This is a genomic window from Acetobacter okinawensis JCM 25146 (genome assembly GCF_000613865.1).
Classification (GTDB): Bacteria; Pseudomonadota; Alphaproteobacteria; order Acetobacterales; family Acetobacteraceae; genus Acetobacter; species Acetobacter okinawensis.
Genome location: NZ_BAJU01000038.1, coordinates 1 through 21,801 on the forward strand (window position 1 = coordinate 1; position 21,801 = coordinate 21,801).

Annotated in this window: 23 protein-coding genes and 2 pseudogenes; 12 read left to right on the plus strand and 13 right to left on the minus strand. The window is 56.4% G+C overall.

What is annotated here, in order from left to right:
• A partial coding sequence (locus JCM25146_RS12495; protein WP_242401118.1) for an AraC family transcriptional regulator occupies positions 1–927 on the minus strand: 927 nt, incomplete at its 3' end.
• A gap of 53 nt (positions 928–980) precedes the next feature.
• On the opposite strand from JCM25146_RS12495, the gene JCM25146_RS12500 reads away from it, so the two are divergent.
• A complete protein-coding gene (locus JCM25146_RS12500; protein WP_025828364.1) occupies positions 981–1,808 on the plus strand; it encodes an oxidoreductase in 828 nt (275 codons plus the stop codon).
• Between the two features lie 240 nt (positions 1,809–2,048).
• On the opposite strand, the gene JCM25146_RS12505 is transcribed toward JCM25146_RS12500, so the two are convergent.
• Positions 2,049–2,630, minus strand: coding sequence for a TetR/AcrR family transcriptional regulator (locus JCM25146_RS12505; RefSeq protein WP_025828366.1), 582 nt, complete (start codon positions 2,628–2,630; stop codon positions 2,049–2,051).
• A gap of 90 nt (positions 2,631–2,720) precedes the next feature.
• On the opposite strand from JCM25146_RS12505, the gene JCM25146_RS24065 reads away from it, so the two are divergent.
• Positions 2,721–2,945 carry a hypothetical protein gene (locus JCM25146_RS24065; RefSeq protein WP_242401119.1) on the plus strand — a complete coding sequence of 75 codons (225 nt, stop codon included), beginning with the start codon at positions 2,721–2,723 and terminating at the stop codon, positions 2,943–2,945.
• Entirely contained in the window at positions 2,942–3,916 is a 975-nt protein-coding gene (locus JCM25146_RS19320; RefSeq protein WP_242401120.1) for an MFS transporter, read from the plus strand. The genes JCM25146_RS24065 and JCM25146_RS19320 overlap by 4 nt, the downstream gene beginning before the upstream one ends.
• 146 nt (positions 3,917–4,062) lie before the next feature.
• On the opposite strand, the gene JCM25146_RS12515 is transcribed toward JCM25146_RS19320, so the two are convergent.
• Positions 4,063–4,500 (minus strand): hypothetical protein, encoded by a 438-nt coding sequence (locus JCM25146_RS12515; protein WP_242401121.1) that lies wholly within the window; start codon positions 4,498–4,500, stop codon positions 4,063–4,065.
• A 47-nt stretch (positions 4,501–4,547) separates the two neighbouring features.
• On the opposite strand from JCM25146_RS12515, the gene JCM25146_RS12520 reads away from it, so the two are divergent.
• Positions 4,548–5,006 carry a MarR family winged helix-turn-helix transcriptional regulator gene (locus tag JCM25146_RS12520; RefSeq protein WP_025828369.1) on the plus strand — a complete coding sequence of 153 codons (459 nt, stop codon included), beginning with the start codon at positions 4,548–4,550 and terminating at the stop codon, positions 5,004–5,006.
• A 106-nt stretch (positions 5,007–5,112) separates the two neighbouring features.
• Here the strand turns inward: JCM25146_RS12520 and JCM25146_RS12525 are convergent, their stop codons facing one another.
• Both JCM25146_RS12525 and JCM25146_RS12530 read right to left on the minus strand, forming a co-directional pair.
• On the minus strand, positions 5,113–6,375 hold the full coding sequence (locus JCM25146_RS12525; protein WP_025828370.1) for a cation:proton antiporter: 1,263 nt from the start codon (positions 6,373–6,375) through the stop codon (positions 5,113–5,115).
• Positions 6,376–6,592: 217 nt separating this feature from the next.
• Positions 6,593–7,318, minus strand: a complete 726-nt coding sequence (locus tag JCM25146_RS12530) for a helix-turn-helix transcriptional regulator (protein ID WP_035372623.1) — start codon at positions 7,316–7,318, stop codon at positions 6,593–6,595.
• Between the two features lie 20 nt (positions 7,319–7,338).
• On the opposite strand from JCM25146_RS12530, the gene JCM25146_RS12535 reads away from it, so the two are divergent.
• Complete coding sequence (locus JCM25146_RS12535; protein ID WP_242401122.1) at positions 7,339–7,785, plus strand: VOC family protein; 447 nt, start codon at positions 7,339–7,341, stop codon at positions 7,783–7,785.
• Between the two features lie 634 nt (positions 7,786–8,419).
• Here the strand turns inward: JCM25146_RS12535 and JCM25146_RS25270 are convergent.
• The 3 genes from JCM25146_RS25270 to JCM25146_RS12555 form a co-directional block, all read right to left on the minus strand.
• Positions 8,420–10,228: an SDR family NAD(P)-dependent oxidoreductase gene (locus tag JCM25146_RS25270; RefSeq protein ID WP_199897746.1), complete on the minus strand. Its 1,809-nt coding sequence runs from the start codon at positions 10,226–10,228 to the stop codon at positions 8,420–8,422.
• A 64-nt stretch (positions 10,229–10,292) separates the two neighbouring features.
• Positions 10,293–11,282: a zinc-dependent alcohol dehydrogenase family protein gene (locus JCM25146_RS12550; protein WP_025828377.1), complete on the minus strand. Its 990-nt coding sequence runs from the start codon at positions 11,280–11,282 to the stop codon at positions 10,293–10,295.
• Positions 11,283–11,301: 19 nt separating this feature from the next.
• Positions 11,302–12,285, minus strand: coding sequence for an LLM class oxidoreductase (locus JCM25146_RS12555; protein WP_199897747.1), 984 nt, complete (start codon positions 12,283–12,285; stop codon positions 11,302–11,304).
• 121 nt (positions 12,286–12,406) lie between these two features.
• Here JCM25146_RS12555 and JCM25146_RS19330 point away from each other — a divergent pair.
• A pseudogene (locus tag JCM25146_RS19330) lies at positions 12,407–13,326 on the plus strand (LysR family transcriptional regulator).
• Positions 13,327–13,493: 167 nt separating this feature from the next.
• On the opposite strand, the gene JCM25146_RS12565 reads toward JCM25146_RS19330, so the two are convergent.
• Positions 13,494–13,808 carry a tautomerase family protein gene (locus JCM25146_RS12565; RefSeq protein WP_025828380.1) on the minus strand — a complete coding sequence of 105 codons (315 nt, stop codon included), beginning with the start codon at positions 13,806–13,808 and terminating at the stop codon, positions 13,494–13,496.
• Here JCM25146_RS12565 and JCM25146_RS21640 point away from each other — a divergent pair.
• Positions 13,801–14,103 (plus strand): annotated as a pseudogene (locus tag JCM25146_RS21640) (helix-turn-helix domain-containing protein); the annotation flags it as partial. The gene JCM25146_RS12565 and the pseudogene JCM25146_RS21640 overlap by 8 nt on opposite strands.
• Before the next feature lie 19 nt (positions 14,104–14,122).
• On the opposite strand, the gene JCM25146_RS12570 reads toward JCM25146_RS21640, so the two are convergent.
• Complete coding sequence (locus JCM25146_RS12570; protein WP_003618947.1) at positions 14,123–14,605, minus strand: DUF2938 family protein; 483 nt, start codon at positions 14,603–14,605, stop codon at positions 14,123–14,125.
• 103 nt (positions 14,606–14,708) lie between these two features.
• Here JCM25146_RS12570 and JCM25146_RS12575 point away from each other — a divergent pair, with 103 nt between their 5' ends.
• A complete protein-coding gene (locus tag JCM25146_RS12575; protein WP_003618945.1) occupies positions 14,709–15,161 on the plus strand; it encodes an Rrf2 family transcriptional regulator in 453 nt (150 codons plus the stop codon).
• Positions 15,162–15,235: 74 nt separating this feature from the next.
• Here the strand turns inward: JCM25146_RS12575 and JCM25146_RS12580 are convergent, their stop codons facing one another.
• Positions 15,236–16,162 carry an aromatic alcohol reductase gene (locus JCM25146_RS12580; protein ID WP_025828387.1) on the minus strand — a complete coding sequence of 309 codons (927 nt, stop codon included), beginning with the start codon at positions 16,160–16,162 and terminating at the stop codon, positions 15,236–15,238.
• Positions 16,163–16,228: 66 nt separating this feature from the next.
• Between JCM25146_RS12580 and JCM25146_RS12585 the strand changes: the two genes are divergently transcribed.
• Entirely contained in the window at positions 16,229–16,681 is a 453-nt protein-coding gene (locus JCM25146_RS12585) for a winged helix-turn-helix transcriptional regulator (protein ID WP_199897750.1), read from the plus strand.
• 289 nt (positions 16,682–16,970) lie between these two features.
• Here the strand turns inward: JCM25146_RS12585 and JCM25146_RS12590 are convergent, their stop codons facing one another.
• Positions 16,971–17,822, minus strand: coding sequence for an NAD(P)H-binding protein (locus tag JCM25146_RS12590; protein WP_242401123.1), 852 nt, complete (start codon positions 17,820–17,822; stop codon positions 16,971–16,973).
• Between the two features lie 130 nt (positions 17,823–17,952).
• On the opposite strand from JCM25146_RS12590, the gene JCM25146_RS12595 reads away from it, so the two are divergent.
• The 3 genes from JCM25146_RS12595 (at position 17,953) to JCM25146_RS12605 (ending at position 20,471) form a co-directional block, all read left to right on the plus strand.
• Entirely contained in the window at positions 17,953–18,315 is a 363-nt protein-coding gene (locus JCM25146_RS12595; protein WP_007284623.1) for a winged helix-turn-helix transcriptional regulator, read from the plus strand.
• Between the two features lie 392 nt (positions 18,316–18,707).
• A complete protein-coding gene (locus JCM25146_RS12600; protein WP_025828395.1) occupies positions 18,708–19,607 on the plus strand; it encodes a LysR family transcriptional regulator in 900 nt (299 codons plus the stop codon).
• A gap of 102 nt (positions 19,608–19,709) precedes the next feature.
• The gene (locus JCM25146_RS12605; protein WP_035372625.1) at positions 19,710–20,471 is read left to right on the plus strand and encodes an SDR family NAD(P)-dependent oxidoreductase; all 762 of its coding nucleotides are present in this window, start codon (positions 19,710–19,712) and stop codon (positions 20,469–20,471) included.
• Positions 20,472–21,029: 558 nt separating this feature from the next.
• On the opposite strand, the gene JCM25146_RS12610 is transcribed toward JCM25146_RS12605, so the two are convergent.
• Positions 21,030–21,287, minus strand: coding sequence for a type II toxin-antitoxin system Phd/YefM family antitoxin (locus JCM25146_RS12610; protein ID WP_025828398.1), 258 nt, complete (start codon positions 21,285–21,287; stop codon positions 21,030–21,032).
• Positions 21,288–21,801 lie beyond the last annotated feature (514 nt).

The following is a 21,801-nucleotide window of genomic DNA, read 5'->3' on the forward strand; positions in this document are numbered from 1 at the left end:
TTCTCGCATCCATTGAGCCTCCTCGGTTGGAGTACGATGAAAATGGCGTTTGAAATCCCGACTGAACTGGGCGGGACTGGCATAGCCGACTTCGGCGGCAATAGCGGCGAGTGTTCCCTTACGTCGTGCGAGCATCAGCCGGGCTTCGTGCAGCCGCAACGCCTTGAGATATTGAATCGGGGTGTTCCCGGTGAGGCGCTTAAAGCCGACGTGATATGACGGAACGCTCATGCCGGCTGTTACAGCGAGTTCCGGAACCGATAACCCTTCCTTGTAGCGTTCGCGGATCAGCGTCAGGCTCTGCACGATTCTGTCTGTCGTGTCATTACGATGCAAGGCTGCCATCAGCGATCCGCCCTGAGGCCCGACCAGGATGCGATAATGCAATTCACGCAATAGCCCCGGACCGAGAATAGCGAGTTCCTGTGGGTGTTGGAGAGCATGAAGCAGGCGTTGGAGTACATCCGTCATGGCGAGTGCCATTCGACTTGAAATCAGACTTCGCGCACGTATTCTTTCGTCGTGAGCGGCTTGTCCCTTCAGTGTCGTCGCTATTTCAGCAGCAAGATGCAGGTCAAAATCGAAGTAAATGGCGATCAGAGGATGAGTAGGGCTAGCCTGCGAAGCCATCCGGAAAGGCACAGGGACCGAAACCGCAAGATAATGTTCGGCATCATATCGGTAGGCCTCGCCATTGAGGAAACCCTGCTTGGACCCCTGCAGTACGAAAACCGCACCAGGGCGATAAAGGACCGGCACATCTTTGAGGACAGCCTCGGAGCGCAGGATACGGACATTCGGCAGAGACGTGGCGTTATAGCCAGATCGCGGTGCGAGTTCCGCAGCTAGTGCGAGGAGCGAAGAGGTATCTGGTTGATAATTCATAGGATCGCGCAAGAATATTAGAGAAATCGCAGTAGAAAGCACGGCAATGCGCTATTATTGGTCAAGGCATAAACGAAATCCAGTCGAATAGAGCCATGACACAGAAAACCTTCTTTATCACGGGTGCCAACTCGGGATTTGGGTTGGCCATTGCCCAGACCGCCCTTGAGGCCGGTCATCGGGTGATTGGTACAGTCCGATCGCAAACCGCAAGAGCGTCCTTACTGGAGCGACTGCCGGATGTTCGCGCGGTCCTGTGTGACGTTACTGACTTCGACCGTATCCCCGCCATCGTCGCACAGGCAGAACAAGACTATGGTTCGGTTGACGTACTCATCAATAATGCCGGTTATGGACATGAAGGGGTTCTGGAGGAATCTCATCTCGAAGAAATGAGCTGCCAGTTCGACGTCAATGTCTTCGGAGCTGTTGCTGTCGCCAAAGCTTTCCTGCCGCGTTTTCGCGAACGCCGCAGCGGGTTTATTGTGAACGTGACATCAATGGGTGGTTTGATCACGATGCCGGGTTTGGCGTCTTACTGTGGTAGCAAATTCGCTTTGCAGGGCATTTCGGAAGTTATGCGCGCGGAATTGGCGCCCTTTGGGGTTCATGTCACAGCGCTATGCCCTGGATCATTCCGAACAGACTGGGCAGGGCGTTCGATGGTCAGGACTGAACGCTCGATTACAGACTACGATACTCTGTTCGATCCGATCCGGGCGGCTCGACACGAGAAGAACGGCAAACAATTGGGCGATCCGGCGAGGCTTGCTGCGGCAGTGCTTAAGCTCGTTGCATCGGACAGGCCTCCACCACAACTCCTCTTGGGGAGCGATGCTCTTAAACTGGTTCGTGAACGTCTCTCTCGCATGGAAAGAGAGATCGCCGACTGGGAGGAATTAACCCGATCGACAGACGGGTAATATTTCCGGCACACGGTGGCAGCTGTTAGAAGGCGAATTTTCCGAGCCAAATGTCGGCTATGAGGCGAGGGCCGCCACCATGGCGCACCGCCAGCTAAACGGCACCGGATCGGCGAAGATCATTCCTGGCATACAATGAGACACGTCTACTTTGAGGAAAGGTCGTGCCGAGTTCTGACATCCAACAATAGGGCGTCAACAGTCTGTCCTCTGCTTTATCGCCGAATGGACGGATCGTTACTATTTGCCAGAGGAATGCTGTGCGACGAAGGCGACCGCAGCATCGCGGGCCAGCGTTGCGGGCAAGGGAGCGTCCGTGAAAACGATACGTGTCACAAGCGGCGCCACCACGGCATCAATCACAGCCTCCACGTCGAAAGTCACTGGTTCTCCGGAAGCCTCGCAGATCAACGCGATCGACGGTCGCACCGCGTCGAGCAGCGGACAGGCCTTCTGCGTGCCGTCCCAGCCGCGCAGAACGTCCCGTATCATCGCGCGGCCGGGCGTCGAGTCCATTTCCTCCTGATACATCTCCGCCCAGGCAGGCAGATCCTCTGACAGGCGACCACTCGGTTTCAGCGGGCAGTCCACGCGCAGATTGCGTTGCGCCACGTCGCTTATCAGCGTCGTCATGTCGTTCCAACGTCGATAGATCGTCGAAGGCGTGACCCCGGCGCGCGCCGCGACCTGCGGCACGGTCAGTCCTTCGCGGCCGACTTCCTCAATCAGCGCAGTCACTGCCGCATGCACGGCTTCCTGCACCCTCAGGCTACGCCCACCGGGACGTGCTCCCGAACGGATGGGGTCACGGAGCTCGGACATTTCTTCTCCCTTAACGCAAAGAATTTGCTTTTATTCGTATGTATCGTTATCACGATAACGCACAATCTTTGCTTTAGACAGGAGCGCGTGATGATGTCCTCAATCCGCACCAGAGTTTTATGGATCTACGGCACCATCCTGTTCCTCTTCCTCGGAGCCTCAGCTGCCATCACACCTCTTTATCCGCTCTATCACGAGCAATGGCATGCCAGTCTGCCGATGTTGCAGGCTGCTTTCGCGATCTACGCGCTCACATTGCTGCTTGCGCTGCTCTGCTTCGGCGCGCTGTCGGATCATCTCGCCGTCGTCCGGTGATCTGGCTCGCCATCGCTGTCGAGATCGTCGCCATGTTCCAGTTCTCGGTCGCGGGAGGCATCGCCGATGTCATCCGTGGACGCGCCCTGCAGGGCTTGGCGACCGGCATTGCGACCAGCGCGCTCAGCGCGGGGCTTCAGGATGCCCATCGCGAGCGGGGCGGCCTCATCAGTGGCATGATCCCCATGGGTTCGATGGCGGCACTGGCTCTCGGGTCGGCGCTTATGGTCAGATTTGCGCCAGATCCACTGCACTTCGTGTTCTGGCTTCTGGCCGCCGGACTGGTTATGTCGGCGGGGGCGCTTTTCGCCGTTCCCGAAACCGTCTCACGCATTCCTGGCGTATTCGCATCCCTTCGGCCCCGAATTCATGTCCCCTTTTCCGCGCGCGGTGCCATGTTGCGGATCGCTCCGGCCAACATCGCGGTCTGGGCGCTGGCGGGCCTTTTGCTTTCGCTCGGCCCGGCAATCGCGAGGCTCGCCAGTCACAATAATGGTGGGGCTCTCCTTGGGGGCACCATTGTCGCCGTTGTCATGACGCCCGCACTGGTCGCTATGACCGTGCATCTCCGCGGGGTAAATGCATTCCTGTTACGTCGGGGCGCGGTCGCGGTACTTGTGGGGCTGCCTCTGGTGCTGATAGGCCTGCACATTGTGAGCCTACCCGTTTTTCTTGTCGGCGCGGCCATTGCAGGCGCAGGTCTTGGCCTGACAGTGCAGGGCGCTTTGCGCACTATCGTGCCACTTGCAGAAGCCCATGAGCGCGCGGGGCTCGCCGCCAGCTATTTCGTCATGAGCTATCTGGCCTTCAGCGCGCCCGCCTTCGTCGCGGGTTTTGCCGTTCGCACATGCGGTCTGCGTGTGACGACCGATGCTTATGTCGCGCTTCTTCTAATTCTGACGGCGCTCACGCTGCGCGGTCTGAGCCGGGACAGAGTGATGACCGAAGCTTATTCTGCTCCGAATTCATGAGCCGACCAGCAGCAATCGGGGGGCGGAGAGCAGAAGGGCCGGTTCTGGGACAGCGGCGTGAACACCCGACATCAACTCACAATCGGGATAAAGTCATTAGCTAGGTTATTTCAGATATGCCGACGTTATTTATGTGTCGACATTCATCAGGATCGGGTCATGCGTAGTCCATCACGAAAATTCATACCGAGAAGCGCAAGGTTGGTTGCTCCCGCCAGTAGTTCAATCAACTGAACACCATAAAATAACCAGTCGAATTTTAATTCAGATGCACGGAGCGCAAGAAAAAATGCACAGGGGACAAGGATACAGACACCATTGATCCCAATGACACGCATGCGTTTGAATTTCGTGAGCGCCAGACCGCGTGGCGCTGTCCCTGTTGTCCGGTATCCAGACAAGCCTGTGAGAGCAAGGCAGGGAATGAGAACCAGCAATCCCCAGAGAATGGCGTGCTTCATGACGGCTATGGTCTGAGGATTTCCATATAGTTCTGCAATGATGGAAGCTGTCATGAAACTGGCTATGCACAGAATGGCCATCGCTCCTGTCAGAGGGTGGATGCGACGGAGAAGCTTCTGCATGTTATCGTCCTTGCGTCGATGAACCAGGGAGATTTATATAGCTAGCCATGAATAAAGATAGCAAGCCATATAAATGGCAATCCCGAGAACAATCGCTTGGCTATATGGTCAACTGGGCAGCGAGACTTTTTGCGCGTGAGATGGACGAAGCCTTACGGCCATTTGGCCTCATGTCGGGACAACTCCCCGTAATTTTTGCCCTCGCCGATGGAAAGCCGCAGCCACAGCGGGAACTGGTGCGTCTCGCTGCGGTAGAGCAGTCCACCATGGCAAAGACTCTCGCACGGATGGAACGAGATGGACTGATTCAGCGCACTCCAGACCCGAATGACCGGAGAAGTGCCTTGATATCATTGTCTTCTTCGGCGGCGAACAGATTGCCAGATATCTCTGCTGCCGTTGCAGCAATCAATGCCAGAAGTCACATGCATCTGACGGTGGAAAACGGTGAATTACTGCTGAATCTGTTACGTCAAGTTATCAACAACCTCACGAATAACGAATGACAAATTTGGCCTAAGGAGCGGACCGACTTCTATCTGTTGAAAAACATGACAAAGCTGCCATGAATTTCCTCCTTACGGAGCTGCCCTTCAAATAATCAGAGCCGTATTATTGCGGTCCAAGCGTAGAGGACGGATAAAGTCTGCGGGCAACCCGTTCCATGGTTAGCCCCTGCACAATGATCGTAAACACCACGACGCCGTAACAGACAGGCAGCAGCAACTCACGCAAGTCTCCTGGTGGCAATCCAAGTGCCAGCGAAACCGAGATGCCGCCACGCAGGCCGCCCCAGGTCAGGATACCAAGAACACGGCCCCGCTCCCATTGTCTGAGGTGAACCGGAAGCGTTGAAAACAGCACGCTCAATGCCCGCACGGCAATGGATAGAGGGATCACGGCAAGTGTCGCCAGCACCGTAAACAGATGCGGCGTGATCTCCAGGATTTCAAAGCCGATCAGCATGAACAGCAGGACGTTCAGCACCTCGTCAATGAGTGTCCATGCGAGGTCGAGTTCCTTTCGGGATGCCTCATTGAAAACGGAATGGCTATAGCTTGTTCCAAAGCACACTCCCGCCACGACGACGGCAATAGCCCCTGACATGCCAAGCTGGTTGGCAATGCTGAAGGTTCCGGTTGCCAGAGCCAGCGACGTCAGTAGATCGATATGCGGATCCCGCTGTCCCTTAAGCACACGGAGTGCGATCCATCCGGTCAGTGCGCCCAGCAGACCGCCACCAATCGCCTCGCGGCAAAAGCTCAGAGCAATCTCGGAGGCGGTCACTCCCAGACTGTCCCCGGTCGCCAGTCCGATCGTGACGCCGAAAATCACCACGCCCACGCCGTCATTGAACAGGCTTTCCCCTGCGAAAACGGCCTGAAGGGGGCCGGGCAGTCCGAGACGTTTCAGCATACCGACAACCGAAACAGGATCAGTTGGTGCGAGGATGGCCCCAAGGACGATGCACCACGTGAAAGGAATGGCATGACCCAACACAGGGAAGACGTACCATGCCGCGATCGCTAGAAAGGCAACGGCCAGAACGGTTCCCAAAACAGAGAGAGCGGCCACGGAGGCAAGCTTTGCGCGCAGATGTCCAACGTTTACCTGTGTGGCCCCGGCAAACAGAAGCAGGGACAGCGCGCCATTCAGAAGGGCCGTGGGGAGATTGATCGCTCCGAGCACAGATCGCGGGAGCGCCTGAAGGTCATAGGCCGGTATTAACGGATTCAGGATCATGACCAGCAGGGACGCCAGTAATGAGAAGACCAGCACACCGATCGTTACAGGAAGACGAAATGTGTGGTGATTGAGAATGCTGAACCCTGCCGAGAGGGTTAGAAGCAGAGCGAGAAGGCTGATCGTATCCATGCCTTCACCGCTGGCTGCTCCTGCTCCCTACGTCAAGAAAAACCGGCAGTGGGCCGCTATTGGAGAAGCCGAACAGTTCGTTGAACGACAGCAATCGGGGGAGGAAAATAGAGTGTCCGCTATCTGTGTTCGAACGTAAAATAAAAGACGTTCTTACTCGTCTAAACTGTGTATCGAACGATATTAACACCTTTGTCTGGCATGACGGTGAAAGCGATCAACCGGCTTCACTGGTAACCTTTGCGAGTTCCGACGTGCGTTGCGCTTTCCAGCGTCGAAGTAGTCGGGAGCGAGGCTCGCCTATCTTCTCATCCAGAATTTCTACTGCGTGTATCCGGTCCGTAAGGAAATGACGAAAGCCCTGCCTAAGCTCGCACCAGGCGATCAACGTGCACGTGGCGTCCGAATAACCGAGAACGACCGGCCATACCGTGCGCTCGGTGACCTTGCCCTGTTGATCCCGATAATGCAGGTGTAACTTCGTTCCTGTACGGATTGCTGCTCGAAGGTTCGCCCTGTCAACTGTGCCTTCTGATGTAGCGAGGGGCAGCTTTGCTGCTGTGCTTGGAACGCTGATAAACTGCTGCAAGGACGCGGGGACAACCGCTGTAACCTTGGCGAGGACGTCCAGTGCAGCACGTGACAGCTCCTTTTCGCCGTGGGCCGCCACCCACTGTGCTCCCAGAACGATTGCTTCAAGCTCAGCCGGGAGCAGTGCGAGGGGTGGCATGTCATATCCAGTCCCCAGAACGTATCCAACGCCAGCTTCTCCTGAAATGGGCACGCGCTGCCCTATCAGATGCGCAACGTCGCGGTAAATCGTGCGGATCGAGACTTCCAGTTCTTCGGCCAGCATCCCTGCCGTGACGGGGCGGGACGATCGGCGAAGGATCTGGATAATCTGAAAAAGGCGATCGGTGCTGCGCAAAGGCTCTGCAATCATGCTGACAGGATGCTGTCAGCATGATTGTGCCAAAAGGTGGGGAACACAACCTGCGCAGGAACTGCCCGATGACGTTTACCTCTATCCGCCTGATTGCCTCCGACATCACTACGATGGTGGCCTTTTACGAACTGGTGACGGGACAGGCTGCCGAATGGCTTGCACCCCAGTTTGCCGAAATCCTAATTCCTGGCGCGACACTTGCGATCGGGAGTGCTGAGACGGTAGCTCTGTTTATGGAAGGAAGTGCCGAACCAGGTGCCAATCGCACGGCCACCCTGGAATTCAGGGTCGATGACGTGGATGCCGAGTTTACGCGTCTGAAAAGCAAGGTGGACGTTGTGATCGAACCCAAACTGCTGCCGTGGGGTAACCGTACGGCCCAATTCCGCGATCCCGAAGGCACGATCATCAGTCTGTTCACGCCGGTAACTGAAGCTGCCCGAGCCCGTTTCGGGAGCCGTTGACAAAGCACGGCCCTGCAGATGCGTAATTCTGTGTAGCAGTAAACCACCGGATACTTGCTAATGCCAAGCTACGAACCGTGTTTATATTAGGTAACTGTCGTCCGTTTACCGATAGCCTCGAGGCGAAGAAAGAAGTCTGTAAAGAGGGCGACAGCCGACAGTCTGCTCTCTTATTAAGCAGACAGGCAGCTTAGGGGGAAAGCGGAATGTCGGCTTAGTGAAGGGCGATCGGTAAAACCGGCCATTCAAATGGATGACTCTCGCTAATACCTTCGCCTATTCTGGTCGTTCTAATGATCCATAAAACGCTCTGAAGGTCACCATTCACTCATAAAGAAATTAAGTGGAAGCCGGTTGATTCAGAGTAACTGTTCCAATTCCACCTGATCTGCCGATAATCGTATGTCATCGTGCGATATAGTAGGCGTTGCCTGTGATTGCCCGACACTTTCATCCCCGGATCAGCAGTGCGACTGCTTTCGCCCAGTTTGGGCCTTCATGAAGCCTACGGTAAACTACCGCTCACATCGCAAGCGATAGTTTACTGGCCAAAATTGTAAAGCCTGGAACGAGTGTTGGCGCATGCGCCTTATATCGCCATGCCAGTGCAGGGGTTCGATTTCACTGAGATACTTCAATCCAGCGTGAGTACGATCTTACCGAACTGGCTGTTTGACTCGAGGTAGCGATAGGCTTCTACGACTTCCTCGAAGGCGAAGGTGCGGGCGACCTGAGCCTGGAAATGTCCGGCACGCAAGCCTTCGTTGATGAAGGCCTTGGCATGCTCCAGTTTGGCGTCGTCGCCGGTGACTTCGATGAATTCGTATCCCCTGATCGTCGTGTGCTTGCCGAGGACATGCATGACGGGGATCGGTGTCGCTTCATGGCTGAGCGCGCCATAGATGAAAACGATTGCGTCCTTGCAAGTGGCCTTGATGATGCTCTCTAAGCCCGGACCGGTCACCGGGTCGAACACCACGCGTGCACCCTGACCATCGGTAAGCTGGAGGATTTCACGCTCAATGTCATCCTCGCCAGTCTGCAATACATGCACAAAACCGGCCCCCTTCAATTCATTGATTTTCCCACCCTTGCGGGTGATCGCGATGGGGGTGGCGCCGACATGCTTGGCAATCTGCATCGCGGCAAGGCCGACGCTGCTTGAGGCAGCTCCCAGCACGACGAAGTCACCCGCCCCGAGGTTTGCGATGTCGATCAACGCGCCCCAGGCTGTCGTGAAGGGCATCCAGGTCGTTGCCGCATTCTCCCAGCTCACGCCATCGGGTAGCTTCACGACTGCGCGGGCTGGAGCGATCGCTTGATCCGCGAACATTGCATATTCGTCAAACATGAAAGCGGGGATGACGGCGACCCGGTCGCCAGCAGCGAAGCCCTCGACCCCTGGTCCCACAGCATCAATCGTGCCGGCGGCTTCGTAGCCGAAGGTTGCAGGAAACTTCGGTTCGATCACATACCGTCCAGTGCGATACATGCTGTCTGCGCGGTTGAGCCCAAGAGCGCGGACCCGGATGCGGACCTCGCCAGCCTTCGGTTCTGGTGTAGGAACCTCATCGATCCTGAGAACTTCTGGGCCACCAACCTCGTGGAAACGAATAGCGCGTGTCATAAGAATACATCTTTCAAAATGGCCCTGATCCGGGTACCGGAAGATTGCGAACTGGGAGAGATGGTTAGAACGAGTAGCGGCGCATGCCGCCATCAACGGGGATGACGGCACCGGTGATGTAATGGGCACGCGACGAAGCCAGGAACGCGACCATGTTGCGACGTCCTGCGGCTCGCCAAAATCGCGCAGTGCGATCTCCCGCTCTGCGAACGTACGGCGCTTGTCACCGGGATAGAGACGGCGGATCTGAGCGGTATCGATCAACCCAGGTTGGACGCAGTTCACGGTGATGCCGTGCTTTCCGATCTGTTCAGACAGGCCCTTCGACCAGACAACGAGGCCGGCCTTGGCGACCATTGCGGCATTGACGACCTCGGGTTCCAGATTGCCCGACACACTGACGATCGCGCCCGACTTCCGCTCGAGGAAGTTCGGGAGCAGCGCCTGAGTGAGCTGGCGGTGACGGTCGAAGTTGAGTGTCATGCCTTCGACCCACTGCTCTTCTGGAGCATCGATCTCCATCGGGCGGCTACCGCCAGCGTTATTGATCAGGATGTCGACGTGACCGAGCGCGGCGAGCGCCGCATCGGCGATCCTCTGTGGGCCGTCTACGGCCATGAAGTCCTGCGCGAGCAGGATCGGTGCGGTGTCGCCGGCGGCCACGACCTTGCTCTTAAGGCTTTCAAGCAGCGCTACGTCGCGGGCGGTGGCGAAGACGGTCACGCCTTCCGCTGCCAGAGTTACTGCGATCGCGCGGCCGAGGCCTTGGCTGGCGCCGGTGACGAGGGCCGTCTTTCCCCGAAGTTCCAGGTCCATATCATTCATTCTCGTTCTGAAGATTTGGAGTGGGGATGCAGCACAGCTGCATCCCTGAGGGAGATCAGAGCGTGACGACGACCTTGCCGACCTGCTCATTGGATTCGAGGAAGCGGGTCGCGTCCTGGATCTGGTCGAACGGGAAGGTGCGCGATACCAGCGGGTCGAGCTTGCCACTCTCCAGGCCGTCGACGATGAACGCCTTCGCCCGGTTCAGCGCAGCGTCATTGCTGACGACCTCGGTGTAGAGATAGCCCTTAAGGGTTAGACTCTTGCCGAGCACCGCGAACTGCGGGAACACACCAGCGTCTGGACTGAGCGCACCATATTCGAGCAAAATGCCACCTACGGACATGACCTCAGCGAACTGGGCAATGGCCGGACCGCCGATCGGATCGAACACGACGCGCGCCCCCTTGCCGCCAGTGATCTCGTTGACACGTGATGCCAGATCCTCTTCTTCGGTTGCAATCACATGATGCGCGCCAGCATCGAGCAGGGCCTGTGCCTTGGCGCTGGTGCGGGTCGTCGCAATGACGGTCGCGCCAACGGTGCGTGCGATCTGAAAGGATGCGATGCCAACGCTGCTCGACGCGGCCGACACGATGACGAAATCATCGGCCGTCAGCTTCGCCTGGTCAATCAATGCACCCCAAGCAGTCACATACATCATCCACGCGGCGGCCGCCTTCACGAAAGAAAGATGCTTCGGATTTTTGACGACGTAGCGCACCGGGATGTTGATCAGTTCACCATAAGTCGGCCAGCGCGACATATCGAGCGTCGGGATGACGCTGACCGCGTCACCTTTGCTAAAGCCCGTCACATCGTCGCCCACGGTTGTGACGGTGCCGGCTGCCTCATAGCCCAGCTGCGACGGGAAGTTGGCTTTCTGCAGATAAGCACCGTTGCGGAACATCACCTCGGCGCGGTTCAGGCCGATCGCCTTGACCGAGATCTGAACCTCATCGGCGGCAGGCGCCGGAATCTCAATATTCTCGATGCGCAGCACGTCTGCGGCGCCGTACTCATAGAAGCGGACAACACGGGTCATCGGATTTTCCTTTCTTGATTCAATCTGCGTTGAAGAGTGGAAGGACGTGCTCGCCGAGCTCGTCGAGCATCTCGATAGCGGGTCGGCGGGCCATCTTGAGGTTGAGGGCGACGTGGTTGACGCCCAGATCGCGCTGGCGCTTCCAAAGTTCAATCAGCGCCTTGCGACCAATGGAGAGACCACGGACCGCACGCAGCGGCGCGTCTGGGTCGCGGTCGAGGTCGAAGAAGGTGCCGTAACCATAGGGTTTGAACGCTCCTTCCGGGATCGCTGCCTTCCAGCGGTCGACGACGTCGCCAAGCCGATTGAAAGCGCTCTGGTGCCAGATCCAGCCATCCATGTTCTCGGCCAGCCATTCCACACTCTGTCCGGCACGTCCGACAGCGATGATTGGCAGGCGGTCACGAACAGGCTTGGGCATCATGTCGAGGCTTCCATCCAGAATGCCAAAATGGCTGCTCTGATGACGCGGGAAGTCCTGCTCCGTCACTGCGCGGATGAGCGCATGGGCATCGCGGAACCTCTCCGCACACCCTTCGAAGTCGATGCCGAACGCGGGATACTCCACCGGCCGGTCGCCGCTCGACAGCCCGAGGATGAAGCGGTTGTTCGTCAGATGGTCTAGTGTGGTCGCCTGCTTGGCGATTGCAAGTGGATCGCGTAGCGGCAGAACGATTCCGGCCGTGCCAATCGCAATCCGGCTCGTCGCCGCCGCCAGAAATCCCGCATAGGCGATAGGATCGAAGACCTGGCCCAGATCGCCGAACGTCGGATCGTAGAACGGAACGTCGCGAAGCCAGATAGCCGTGAAGCCAGCGTCGTCCGCTTTGCGTGCCATTGCGAGATGGTCTCGCATCGAAGGCGCGGGACCATTCGGGTAGCTCTCCAGCGGTGCGATGAAGCCAAACGTCATTCTGCCCGTCTGGAACGTACGATCGAAGCCACGGAAACCATTCGGCGCGACAAGGGCTGTATCCGCCATCTTCTCTGCAATCGCGACCAAGGGTGTTCTCCTTCTGTGCGGCACATTGCCCGTCGGTGATCATGAGATAAGCCCATCGATTGTTGGACAGAAGTACGATTTTTATAACTTGATTATTATCAAATATGATAACAGTTGACCTATGGATTTCATTCAGCAGCTGCGTATCTTTGTGGCGGTGGTCGACAATGGCAGCTTCTCACGTGCCGCCGAGGCGCTGCGCATGGCGCGTCCTGGCGTCACCAAAGCCGTCAACGCGCTTGAGGACGAGGTTGGTGCGCGCCTGCTCCACCGAACGACGCGGCGCTCCAGCCTGACGACTGAGGGTGAACGTTTTTACGACCGCGCGACGCGGTTGCTGACGGAGATATCGGACGCAAAGAACCTGTTTGGCGGAAGCAGCTTCACGCCGCGCGGGCGCCTGCGGGTCGACATCCCGGTCGCCCTATCCCGTCCGCTGATCATCAATCGCATTCCGGAGTTCAAGCAGCTCTATCCCGACGTGGACATCATCCTCGGCGTCAGCGACCAGCCAGTCGACCTGATCGCCGATGGGGTCGACTGCGTGCTGCGCATTGGCGAGTTGGCGCCGACCAGCATGATCGCGCGCAAAATCGCATCAATCACGATGGTGGTCTGCGGTTCGCCTGGCTACCTCTCCGCCAACGGAACTCCCGAGACAGTCGAGGATCTGCGGGGCCATCAGGCCGTCAATTATTTTTCTGGCCGCGGGCATCGCCCCATGGCGTGGGCCCTACCAGGCGACACCGGTCTTCCTCAGTTCGCTTTGCGCAGCAGCATTATGATCAACGATACTGACGCGTTCGTGGCCTGTGCCTGAATGGCCTTGGCCTTATACAGGTGCCTGGCCTCGTCGTGGCCGAACATCTCGTGTCCGGCGCGCTTGTCGAGGTGGTGCCCTATATGAAGGCGATCCGTTGGCCGCTGTCGATCATGTATCCCAACCGGCAGCATCTCGCGCCTCAGGTGCGGGCCTTCATCGACTGGGTGGCAGGGGTTGTCTCCGATGCTGCGGGCGAATGGTTGCACCCTACCGGATGATGCTCAGCACTACAGTTCGAACATGGCGGTTATTGCGAGGCAGATGGCTGAGAAAGACGGTCGGACACCTGCCGTAACGTGTTACAAACCACCGTCAGTCTTTGCGCCGTGCATCATAAGCGTGTTCTCCTGATGCGCCGCTCACCCAAGGGCGTCGCATTATCATTTCATATTGGAGCGGCATCAGCTGCCGGATTGCGAAGATCGTCCAACGTAATTGTCTCGCCGAATACGCCCCAATCAATGGTCGGAACATCACGTAGGACAATGTAGACCGGAACCAGATCTGCTTGCTTTAGGCCAAGTGTCTTCGCGATCGCGCCTGTGAAACCAGAGATCAGCTTTTTCTTGGCCATTGCGTCGAGGCCGCCCTGAAAAGCGTTGACCTCAATGCTGATGACCTTGCGACCGCCTTGCTTGCCACCATGATAGACGGTTCCGTCGTCATAATCGCGAAAGTAAATCCAGGTGGTGCTGCGCACGAAGGGTGATCATATGGAAGCACATCTGGCTGAGCCATTTGATTTGGATTGTCTTGCTGCTTTGTGTGGCATGAGCCGTTTTCACTTCAGTCGCTCATTCCGTACAACCACGGGACAAACCCCCTCTGGTTGGTTCATGCAGCACCGCGTCCAGAAAGCATCAGAAATGCTTCGTAAGACCAATCTTTCCATTATCGAGATTGCCTTGGGGATCGGATACGACAGTCCAAGTCACTTTGCTCAGGTCTTCCGCAGAGTGACAGGTGTCAGTCCTCGTCACTATAGAAAACTGTAATCACTCTCTGAATAAGGTTTCAGAAAAAACCTTGGTAAAAAAGTTCACCTAAATACAGTCCCATTCCAAAGACAGCATGAGCGCTTATACTGAGAAATAGTCCTTTTCCAGGATTGGGAGCCCTAAGCCCGAAAAAACCGCCGCCCAGAGCAGGTTTCATAAACAGAAAAGGGGCTAAAAGGGTAACAAGTCCGAAGAGTAGACCATTTAGCAGTGTGGGGACTGTCTTTGCTATAACCACCACAAAACTGAGGTACAGTGCGGCATAAACAGCACCAATCAGATAATGAAATGCCCAGCCAACAGTGGCCTCTCCTTTCAGGGAGGGTCTTTTTCCAATCATTGGGTCATAGATCCTGCCGTCACGCCACCCTATGACCCAGCGGCCGGTGACAGACCAGTTGGCTGCAGGAATTCCAGTCAATGGTTTCTGGGCTTGTTGCCAGATATCGGATGCAGCAGTCGCCACGACGCCGACTGTCAGAATTTCGAGCAAATTCATACAGCATATCCTCGAAGTAAGAGTGTTCGTGCACACTTTCATGTCACTTTTCAAGTTTCATGATATACTGACGAAATCGCACTCTAGCAACACATGAAGTTACATGAGACAAGATAACAGATTATCCTGTGTGCTCCACGTACTCCTGCATATGGCAGAAGCAGGTGGTCCCATGACGTCAGAAGCCCTGGCTCGCGCCCTTAACACCAACCCCGTGGTTGTGCGACGTCTTATGGGCGGTCTGCGTGAGCATGGATATGTGCACTCCGAGAAAGGACATGGCGGGGGGTGGACGCTTTCATGCCAGTTGGATCGGGTAACGCTGCGAGATATTTACGAGGCTCTTGATGCCCCAAGATTATTCGCCATAGGGAACCGGAGTGAAAAGACTGAATGCCTTGTTGAGGAAGCCGTTAACGATGCAATGAGTGGCGTCCTTGCGGATGTTACGGCCCAACTTCTCGCGCGTTTTGGCCAGATTACACTTGCAGCGCTTCATGCCGACTTCCATCAGAGGCTAGCAGCGCGCCATGCTCCGGCCACGCTCTGCAAGTAGACCAAGGGCTGATGGCCAGGATTGATGCTGACCTTGTGCCTGCCGGAATTCAGATGTCGCAAACAGTGAGTGGTTTAAGCTACATGACGTTGCTGGTGTTTTAGCCAGGTCATGGCGTCGGTTACTTCAATGCCCTGTACAGCGTTGAAAGTCTGTTTCTTGTCCCATGCCACGCCAGTATCGCGTGCAAACGCAAGACGATATTTCCGTATTCCGTCATCAGGGTGTGCGGCGACTTCTGCGCGTAGCCTATCCATATCCCACAGTTCCCGAATGACAGGGCGGCCAAGGTAGTGCTCCATCTTTTCGGCGAGTTGAGCGTAGGAGAACGTATCCCCGGCAACGTAAACCACCTCGTTCTGGATCGGCGGTTTATGGGCGAGGATGCTCGCTGTAAGTCGTCCTATATCTTCGGAAGTGGTCACCGTCAGACGGTTATCCCAACTGCCGAGTGCGCGAACCTTGGCGCCTTGAAGATCCACCAAACCGAAAGCTGGCTCAAACAGAAAGCTGGTGAAGATTCCTGTCGAAATGATTATCCATTGGGTCGCAGATTGACCGCGCAGCATGTCCCTTACGTCTGATTGCTCATCAAATACTGGCTGCCCGCTACCACGTCCAACAACATCGTAATCGACACCAAACTGCCACGGCACATAACGGTCCACCCCAGCCTTCAGGACAGCACTGGTAATTTTACGCTGTGTGCCGGGGCCACCAACAAACCCGGTACAACATATAATTGTATTGAACTTGGCGAAGAGGGCGGAGAGGTCCTCTACCGTTTCCGTCGAAAGATCAGCATAAACGATCTGCAGGCCTTTTTGCTTTAATTGTCGCGCAATATCCGTTCTGGTGCTTCCGCTTGATGGTCTGAGAAGAACGCTGATTGACCGAGTGCATTCCGGGTTCTGTTCAAGCAGGCCGGTGATGACGGTCTGACCAAGCTCTCCGGCGCCGATGACAAGGGTTTCAATGACAGGGGTCTTCATCGCTGGCATCAGGAATTCCTTATGGTTATAAAGTTAAAATAAGACGCGATGCGGGAAAGCGAAGAAGGTACACGAGTGATACCGTTCGATAATCTGGACTTCGATGCCGTGATGGCTCAGTCGCAGGCAGCCTGTGCTGCTCTCAGTGACAACGATGGCGGGTTGAAGCGAGAAGTGCTTGCGCATGCCGGCAACAGATGGTCACTCGGTATTGTCCATATTCTTGGTGTTGCTGGTACTCTGCGGCACGCAGAGCTGGCGCGGCGGCTTGATGGGGTTACGCAGCGTATGTTGACGCGTTCTCTTCGTCAGTTAGAACGCGACGGTCTTATTATTCGCCATGATTACGGTGAGGTCCCGCCACGGGTGGATTATACTCTCACTCCGTTGGGAAAGGGGCTGCTCGTAGGAATGATGCCTCTTTGGCGGTGGATTATTGACAACGCTGCGGCATTCAGAACGGCACGCGATCGGTTCGACAGTGAGAGGAATAGCACTTTCGTTGAGCCTCGTGACGGTCTGAATTAACAACAGTGTTTAAGCGGCGGAGCTAATGCGCCATGGCACTCCGCTTTTGAGGATAGCGTTGGTGATTGTGACGAGAGGCCGCTCAAACACAGTTGCTAGCCGCCCCGGACGCCATCGCCCTGGAAAGCCATCTGGTCGAGTGCCTTGGCAACGCCGACATCCAGTTGGACCTGACCTCCTGCTGAACTACGCCTCCAACGTGGTCATGTACCCGCAATTCCAAGCCTACTTGCACCGGTGGCGCGGACCTCCGTCGAATGGCGCAGCAAAGCACCCAGCAAGTGCGGTGCTACGACTGCCCCAGTCCTCCGGCGATACTCGCCAGAATTTCGGCCAGGGAACACGGCGTGCCTCCGGTCAAACGCACGATGTCACCGCTGACGATGTCGTAGGCGCCACGCGCCTGCCGCGCCTTCATCGATACCACGGCATCGGCAACCACGTCAGGCAGACCCGTTTTGAGCAACCCGGCTCGCAACTCCTCGGCGGGCATAACGTTCAAGGCAAAGGGCCGCTGGATCTGCTGCGCGACCAGTCTGCAGACCGCTTCACCACGCAGGGCTTCAGAGCCTGTCAGCTGATATATGGCGCCCTCGTGGCCCTCGCTGGTCAATGCGGCGGCGGCAGCTTTGGCCACGTCGCCGCGCGAAACGAAACTGACGCGGCTGTCCTCTAGCATCGCAAGCCCGCCTGCCGTCAAAGACATCCGCACCTCTTCGACTAGCGTCTCGGAAAAATAGCTCATACGCAGTATCGTCCATGCGGGGATCGCGCTCTTGATCAACGCCTGCTCACTGTGCCAATACGCCGCCCCAACGGCGGACTCCCCCTCACGCTGCGTCCCGGTTGCCGACAACAGGAAGACGTGACCGACCTCGGCCTGTGCAGCGGCATCCACGGCCGCCAACATCTGGCGCGAACGAATCCCCGGCCGCAGATCAGCCCCCGGAATCAACAACAGGCGATCCAGGCCCTGATAGGCCGCCACCAATGTCTCGGATTGGTCGTAGTCGCCTAAGCGACCTGCGTAGGTTCGATCGGTCTTGGGGGTGCGCGAAATCGCCACCAAGTTTTCGGCCGCAACCGTTTCCGCCAACGCCTGAACAACTGCGCTACCGAGCTGGCCGCTGGCACCGCTCACACCTATTTTCATCATCAGATTCCATGGTTATTTATGGTTCTTTAGGATAAATTTGTTCCTATAAGCTAACAAGTACGCATGAATTCATGCGTCAAGAACACCCAGGTTCCTGTCGCCCCAAGGAGTAGCAATGGAAAATGTAGAAGCTGAATGTCGCGGCCTAGCAGAGGTGATTGCACGCATTGGCGACAAGTGGACGGTCATGGTCTGTGGCCATCTCTCAGAAGGCACCCATCGTTTCAATGCGTTGAAGCACCGCATCCCCGGCATCTCGCACCGGATGCTGACCATCACTCTGCGCGGGCTCGAACGCGATGGACTGGTGGCTCGCAAAGCCTATGCTACCGTCCCGCCGAAGGTTGAGTACTGTCTGACCCCATTGGGGCAAAGCCTGACAGGACCTCTGGCAGCCCTGGCAAGTTGGGCACGCGAGAACCGTCCCGCCCTTGAACAGGCCCGCGCCGCATTTGATCGTCGTGCCGCGCAGGACTGAACTGGCGTTGAGGTGTGATGAAGCGCGCCGTCAATCAGCGGCGCATGCGGGGCATCATTCCATCAAGTTGAACCACTTAACCATGCGCTCGCTCAGGTGTTTGTCCAGAGATGTCGGTTCATTTTGCTACAGTATAATTACCAATATGCGCAGCATCGTGAGGCACATGAGCGGAAATTACTGGCAGACGGGAACAACGGTGACGGCATACGCGAGTATGTCGGACTTGCCACGCGCACATGTCCGGTTTTGGAAATCTTTATCGCGCCTTGTATGTCGAGGATGAGGCGTATCCCGTCAATCCGCCACGCTCCCAACTGACGGATCCTCTGGGTTGGGACGATCAATCGCCCTTGGCCCCATAAACTGGTCGATTTGTGCTAAAGAAAGGTATGTCTGACCGCTACTATTCTGATCTTCGCGCACTGTGCTGTATTATCGATCGCGGCAGTTTTGTCGCCGCTGCGAGAGAACTTTGTGTCTCGCGTTCAACGCTCAGTGAAACGATCCGCCGACTGGAAAACTTTGTTGGCGTCCAGCTCCTGAACCGAACGACACGCAGTGTCAGCCCCACGCCCGCCGGTGAACGTCTCGCGGCGCGGTTCGGCGTGGCGTTCGAAGAAATCGGGGCCGCTATAAGCGAGGCCGGTGCGATGGGTGGCGAAATCGCGGGACCCGTGAGGGTTCACGCCCAACGTCTTGGTTATGAGCTCTTTCTAAAATCGCTCTTGCCTGACTTTGTCCGACGTTTCCCCCGGATCAGCGTCGAGGTGCAGATCGATGATGCTGGCGTGGACATCGTGCACGAACGGTTCGACGTAGGCATACGGCTTGGGGAGATGCTGGATCAGGATGCTATTGCGTTTCCGCTTCAGCCCGGTTTGCGGCAGATTGCCGTTGCCGCCCCGTCCTACCTCGATCAGCACGGGGTACCACTCCATCCGCGTGAACTCCGCGATCATCTCTGCATCGGCTTTCGCTGGCCGGGGCACGCTGCTTTGTACAACTGGGAATTCTGCGAAAACGGCGTCTGGTTCTCCGTAGCCGTATCCGGCCCGCTGACCTTCAATGATCAGCGGGCCGCACTTGATGCCGCCGTTGCTGGTGCGGGCATTGCATTATGGGTTGAGAGCGAGGTCCAGCCGCTCATCGCGACCGGCCATCTTGTTCCCCTGCTGACGGAGTATTCCGCCGCTTTTCCTGGCTTTGCGCTTTACTATCCCCCGCACCGTCATCGGTCGACTGCGGTGAAGACCTTTATTGCCGCCGTGCGCGGTGCAAAGAAGCCGTGACAGATTGTACCTGCCCAGCCGTATAACCCATCCCGAATATCCGGTATTAAACTTATGGCCCGGTCACTCCAGATAATGTCCTCGACATCACAGGAGGTTTGTATGGATCCGGAAAACACATCAGGAAATTTTGCAGGCAAAGTCGCGATTGTCACAGGCGCTGCAAGCGGGATCGGTCGCGCAACTGTGGAACTACTTCATGCGCGTGGGGCATCGGTTATTGCGGAGGACTGCGATCCCTGTGTCAGCGCCCTTGCCCGGCCTGGCATATTCCCACTCGTCCGGGACGTGACAGAAGAAGGCGCTGCCCGACTAGCTGTGACAACAGCGGTGGAACAGTTCGGTCAGCTGGATATTCTCGTAAATAATGCGGGCATCATCATCAACAAACTGGTGGTGGACATGACTCTTGAGGACTGGGACCGCATCTTCGCCGTCAATATCCGGGGCGTATTCCTGCACTCGCGTGAGGCGATGCGTGCGATGATCCCGAACGGTAGCGGAGCTATCGTCAATGTCGGCTCCTATGCCTGCTTTCAGACATTTCCATCGATTGCAGCTTATGCCGCATCAAAAGGGGCTCTCGCACAGTTTACCCGGACCCTTGCAGTGGAAGCAATCGGTCATGGGATCCGGGTGAATGCCGTGGGCGCTGGAGATACCGTGACCAATATTCTCAACCATATTCATGCAGACGGCCGAGCAGCCCTTGCAGACTATGGCAAACACGCCCCCATCGGACGTGCGGCTCAGCCAGAGGAGATCGCAAGGGTGATAGCCTTTCTCGCATCTGACGAGGCCAGCTTCATGGTCGGGTCAATCACAATGGCCGATGGTGGGAAAAGCGTAGTTCTTCCCTCCTGATCAGATCATTTCCGCTTTCCACTCTCTCGCTGCTCGTCATGGCCACGTCTGCTTTGCGGAACGGGCTATGACCGAGCGGATGACGGGGATGAGGGCGGAAGCGGTCAGTCAGTTATCATACTTGTTTGGGTCTAATGAAAACCGACGGCTAAGGAAATCTGGATATACGTTTGGCTTGAGGTAGGAGATCTTTGAAACGTGTCAGCAAGAGCCGCATAAACGCATCACTGAACTGTCCGAGGAGTGGACTTCCGTGCAGGTAGTATGAAGTCGCTATCGGGTCGAGATTGTACTCATCAAGTATAATCCACTGCAGTCGGTTCTGATCAAGACCGGCCCGTCGTTTCTCCGTTGCTGGAACTTCAACCGCTGTGCGGCTAGGATCTGGTAAGCGTGTTGTCACGGGAAGAAGGAGCAGGTAGTGCCGATTGTCTCGTGCTACAAAAGCGGCGGCGACAGTCGTGGGGCGATCCTTACGCCCTTCGCTTTCACCACGTGCATCCTGCCAGTGCCACAGATAGGGGTATCGCAAGACCATCCCTGGTCGAAAATCAGCGCTCATGACTGTGGAGTAATGTCCAGCAAGTAGTCGTCTATTGCGCAGCCGATGTCCTGGACCAGATCAGCAGGCATGTCAGCTGTTGCGCCGACAAGACGCTCGTCGGCACTACGGGCTGTCAGTGCCTCATATTGTTCAACGCTGAGCATGATCAGTCGCGGTTTGCCACGCTGGCTGATTGAAACAGGGCTTTGCAAGGCGCTGGCGATGATGTCGCCTGATTTACGAGACAGGTCACTGGTCGAAAATGTACGCACGATCCTCTCCTTCATTGAAGACTACAAATACAGCAAATACAGCAATGATGTAAATAGTGTAGCTTATCCGCTACGGGGATGGCTCTCTCATCGACGCTATGACCAAGATAAATGACGATATGCCCCAGCCGGCAGTAATCTGCGCAGCTGAGAGAGCTTGCTCTCCTGTGATAATTACAGGGGGGCCAGCGAGGCTGGAAGACTCGGTTTCCGGCGAATTATCCTCATATTCTGGTTTTTCGATTGGCTTTCAGCCAGATTTTTTACGTCCGACAAGGAGACTTACATGACATGACATTTTTATTCCGATCATTAGATAAAAATCTCCTCGACGATGTATTAGGTCACTGTTTCAGTAAAGATCGCGCCTGCATCCACCAGATGAACTCGTCGAACCAATGATCGCTCGTGTCCCCTCTTGCTGTCAGGCCGAAGCCGTGGCCACCATGCTCATAGAGATGGAGTTCTGCTGAAGCTTTGACCTTGCGCCAGGCTGTATAGAGTATCGTGCCAT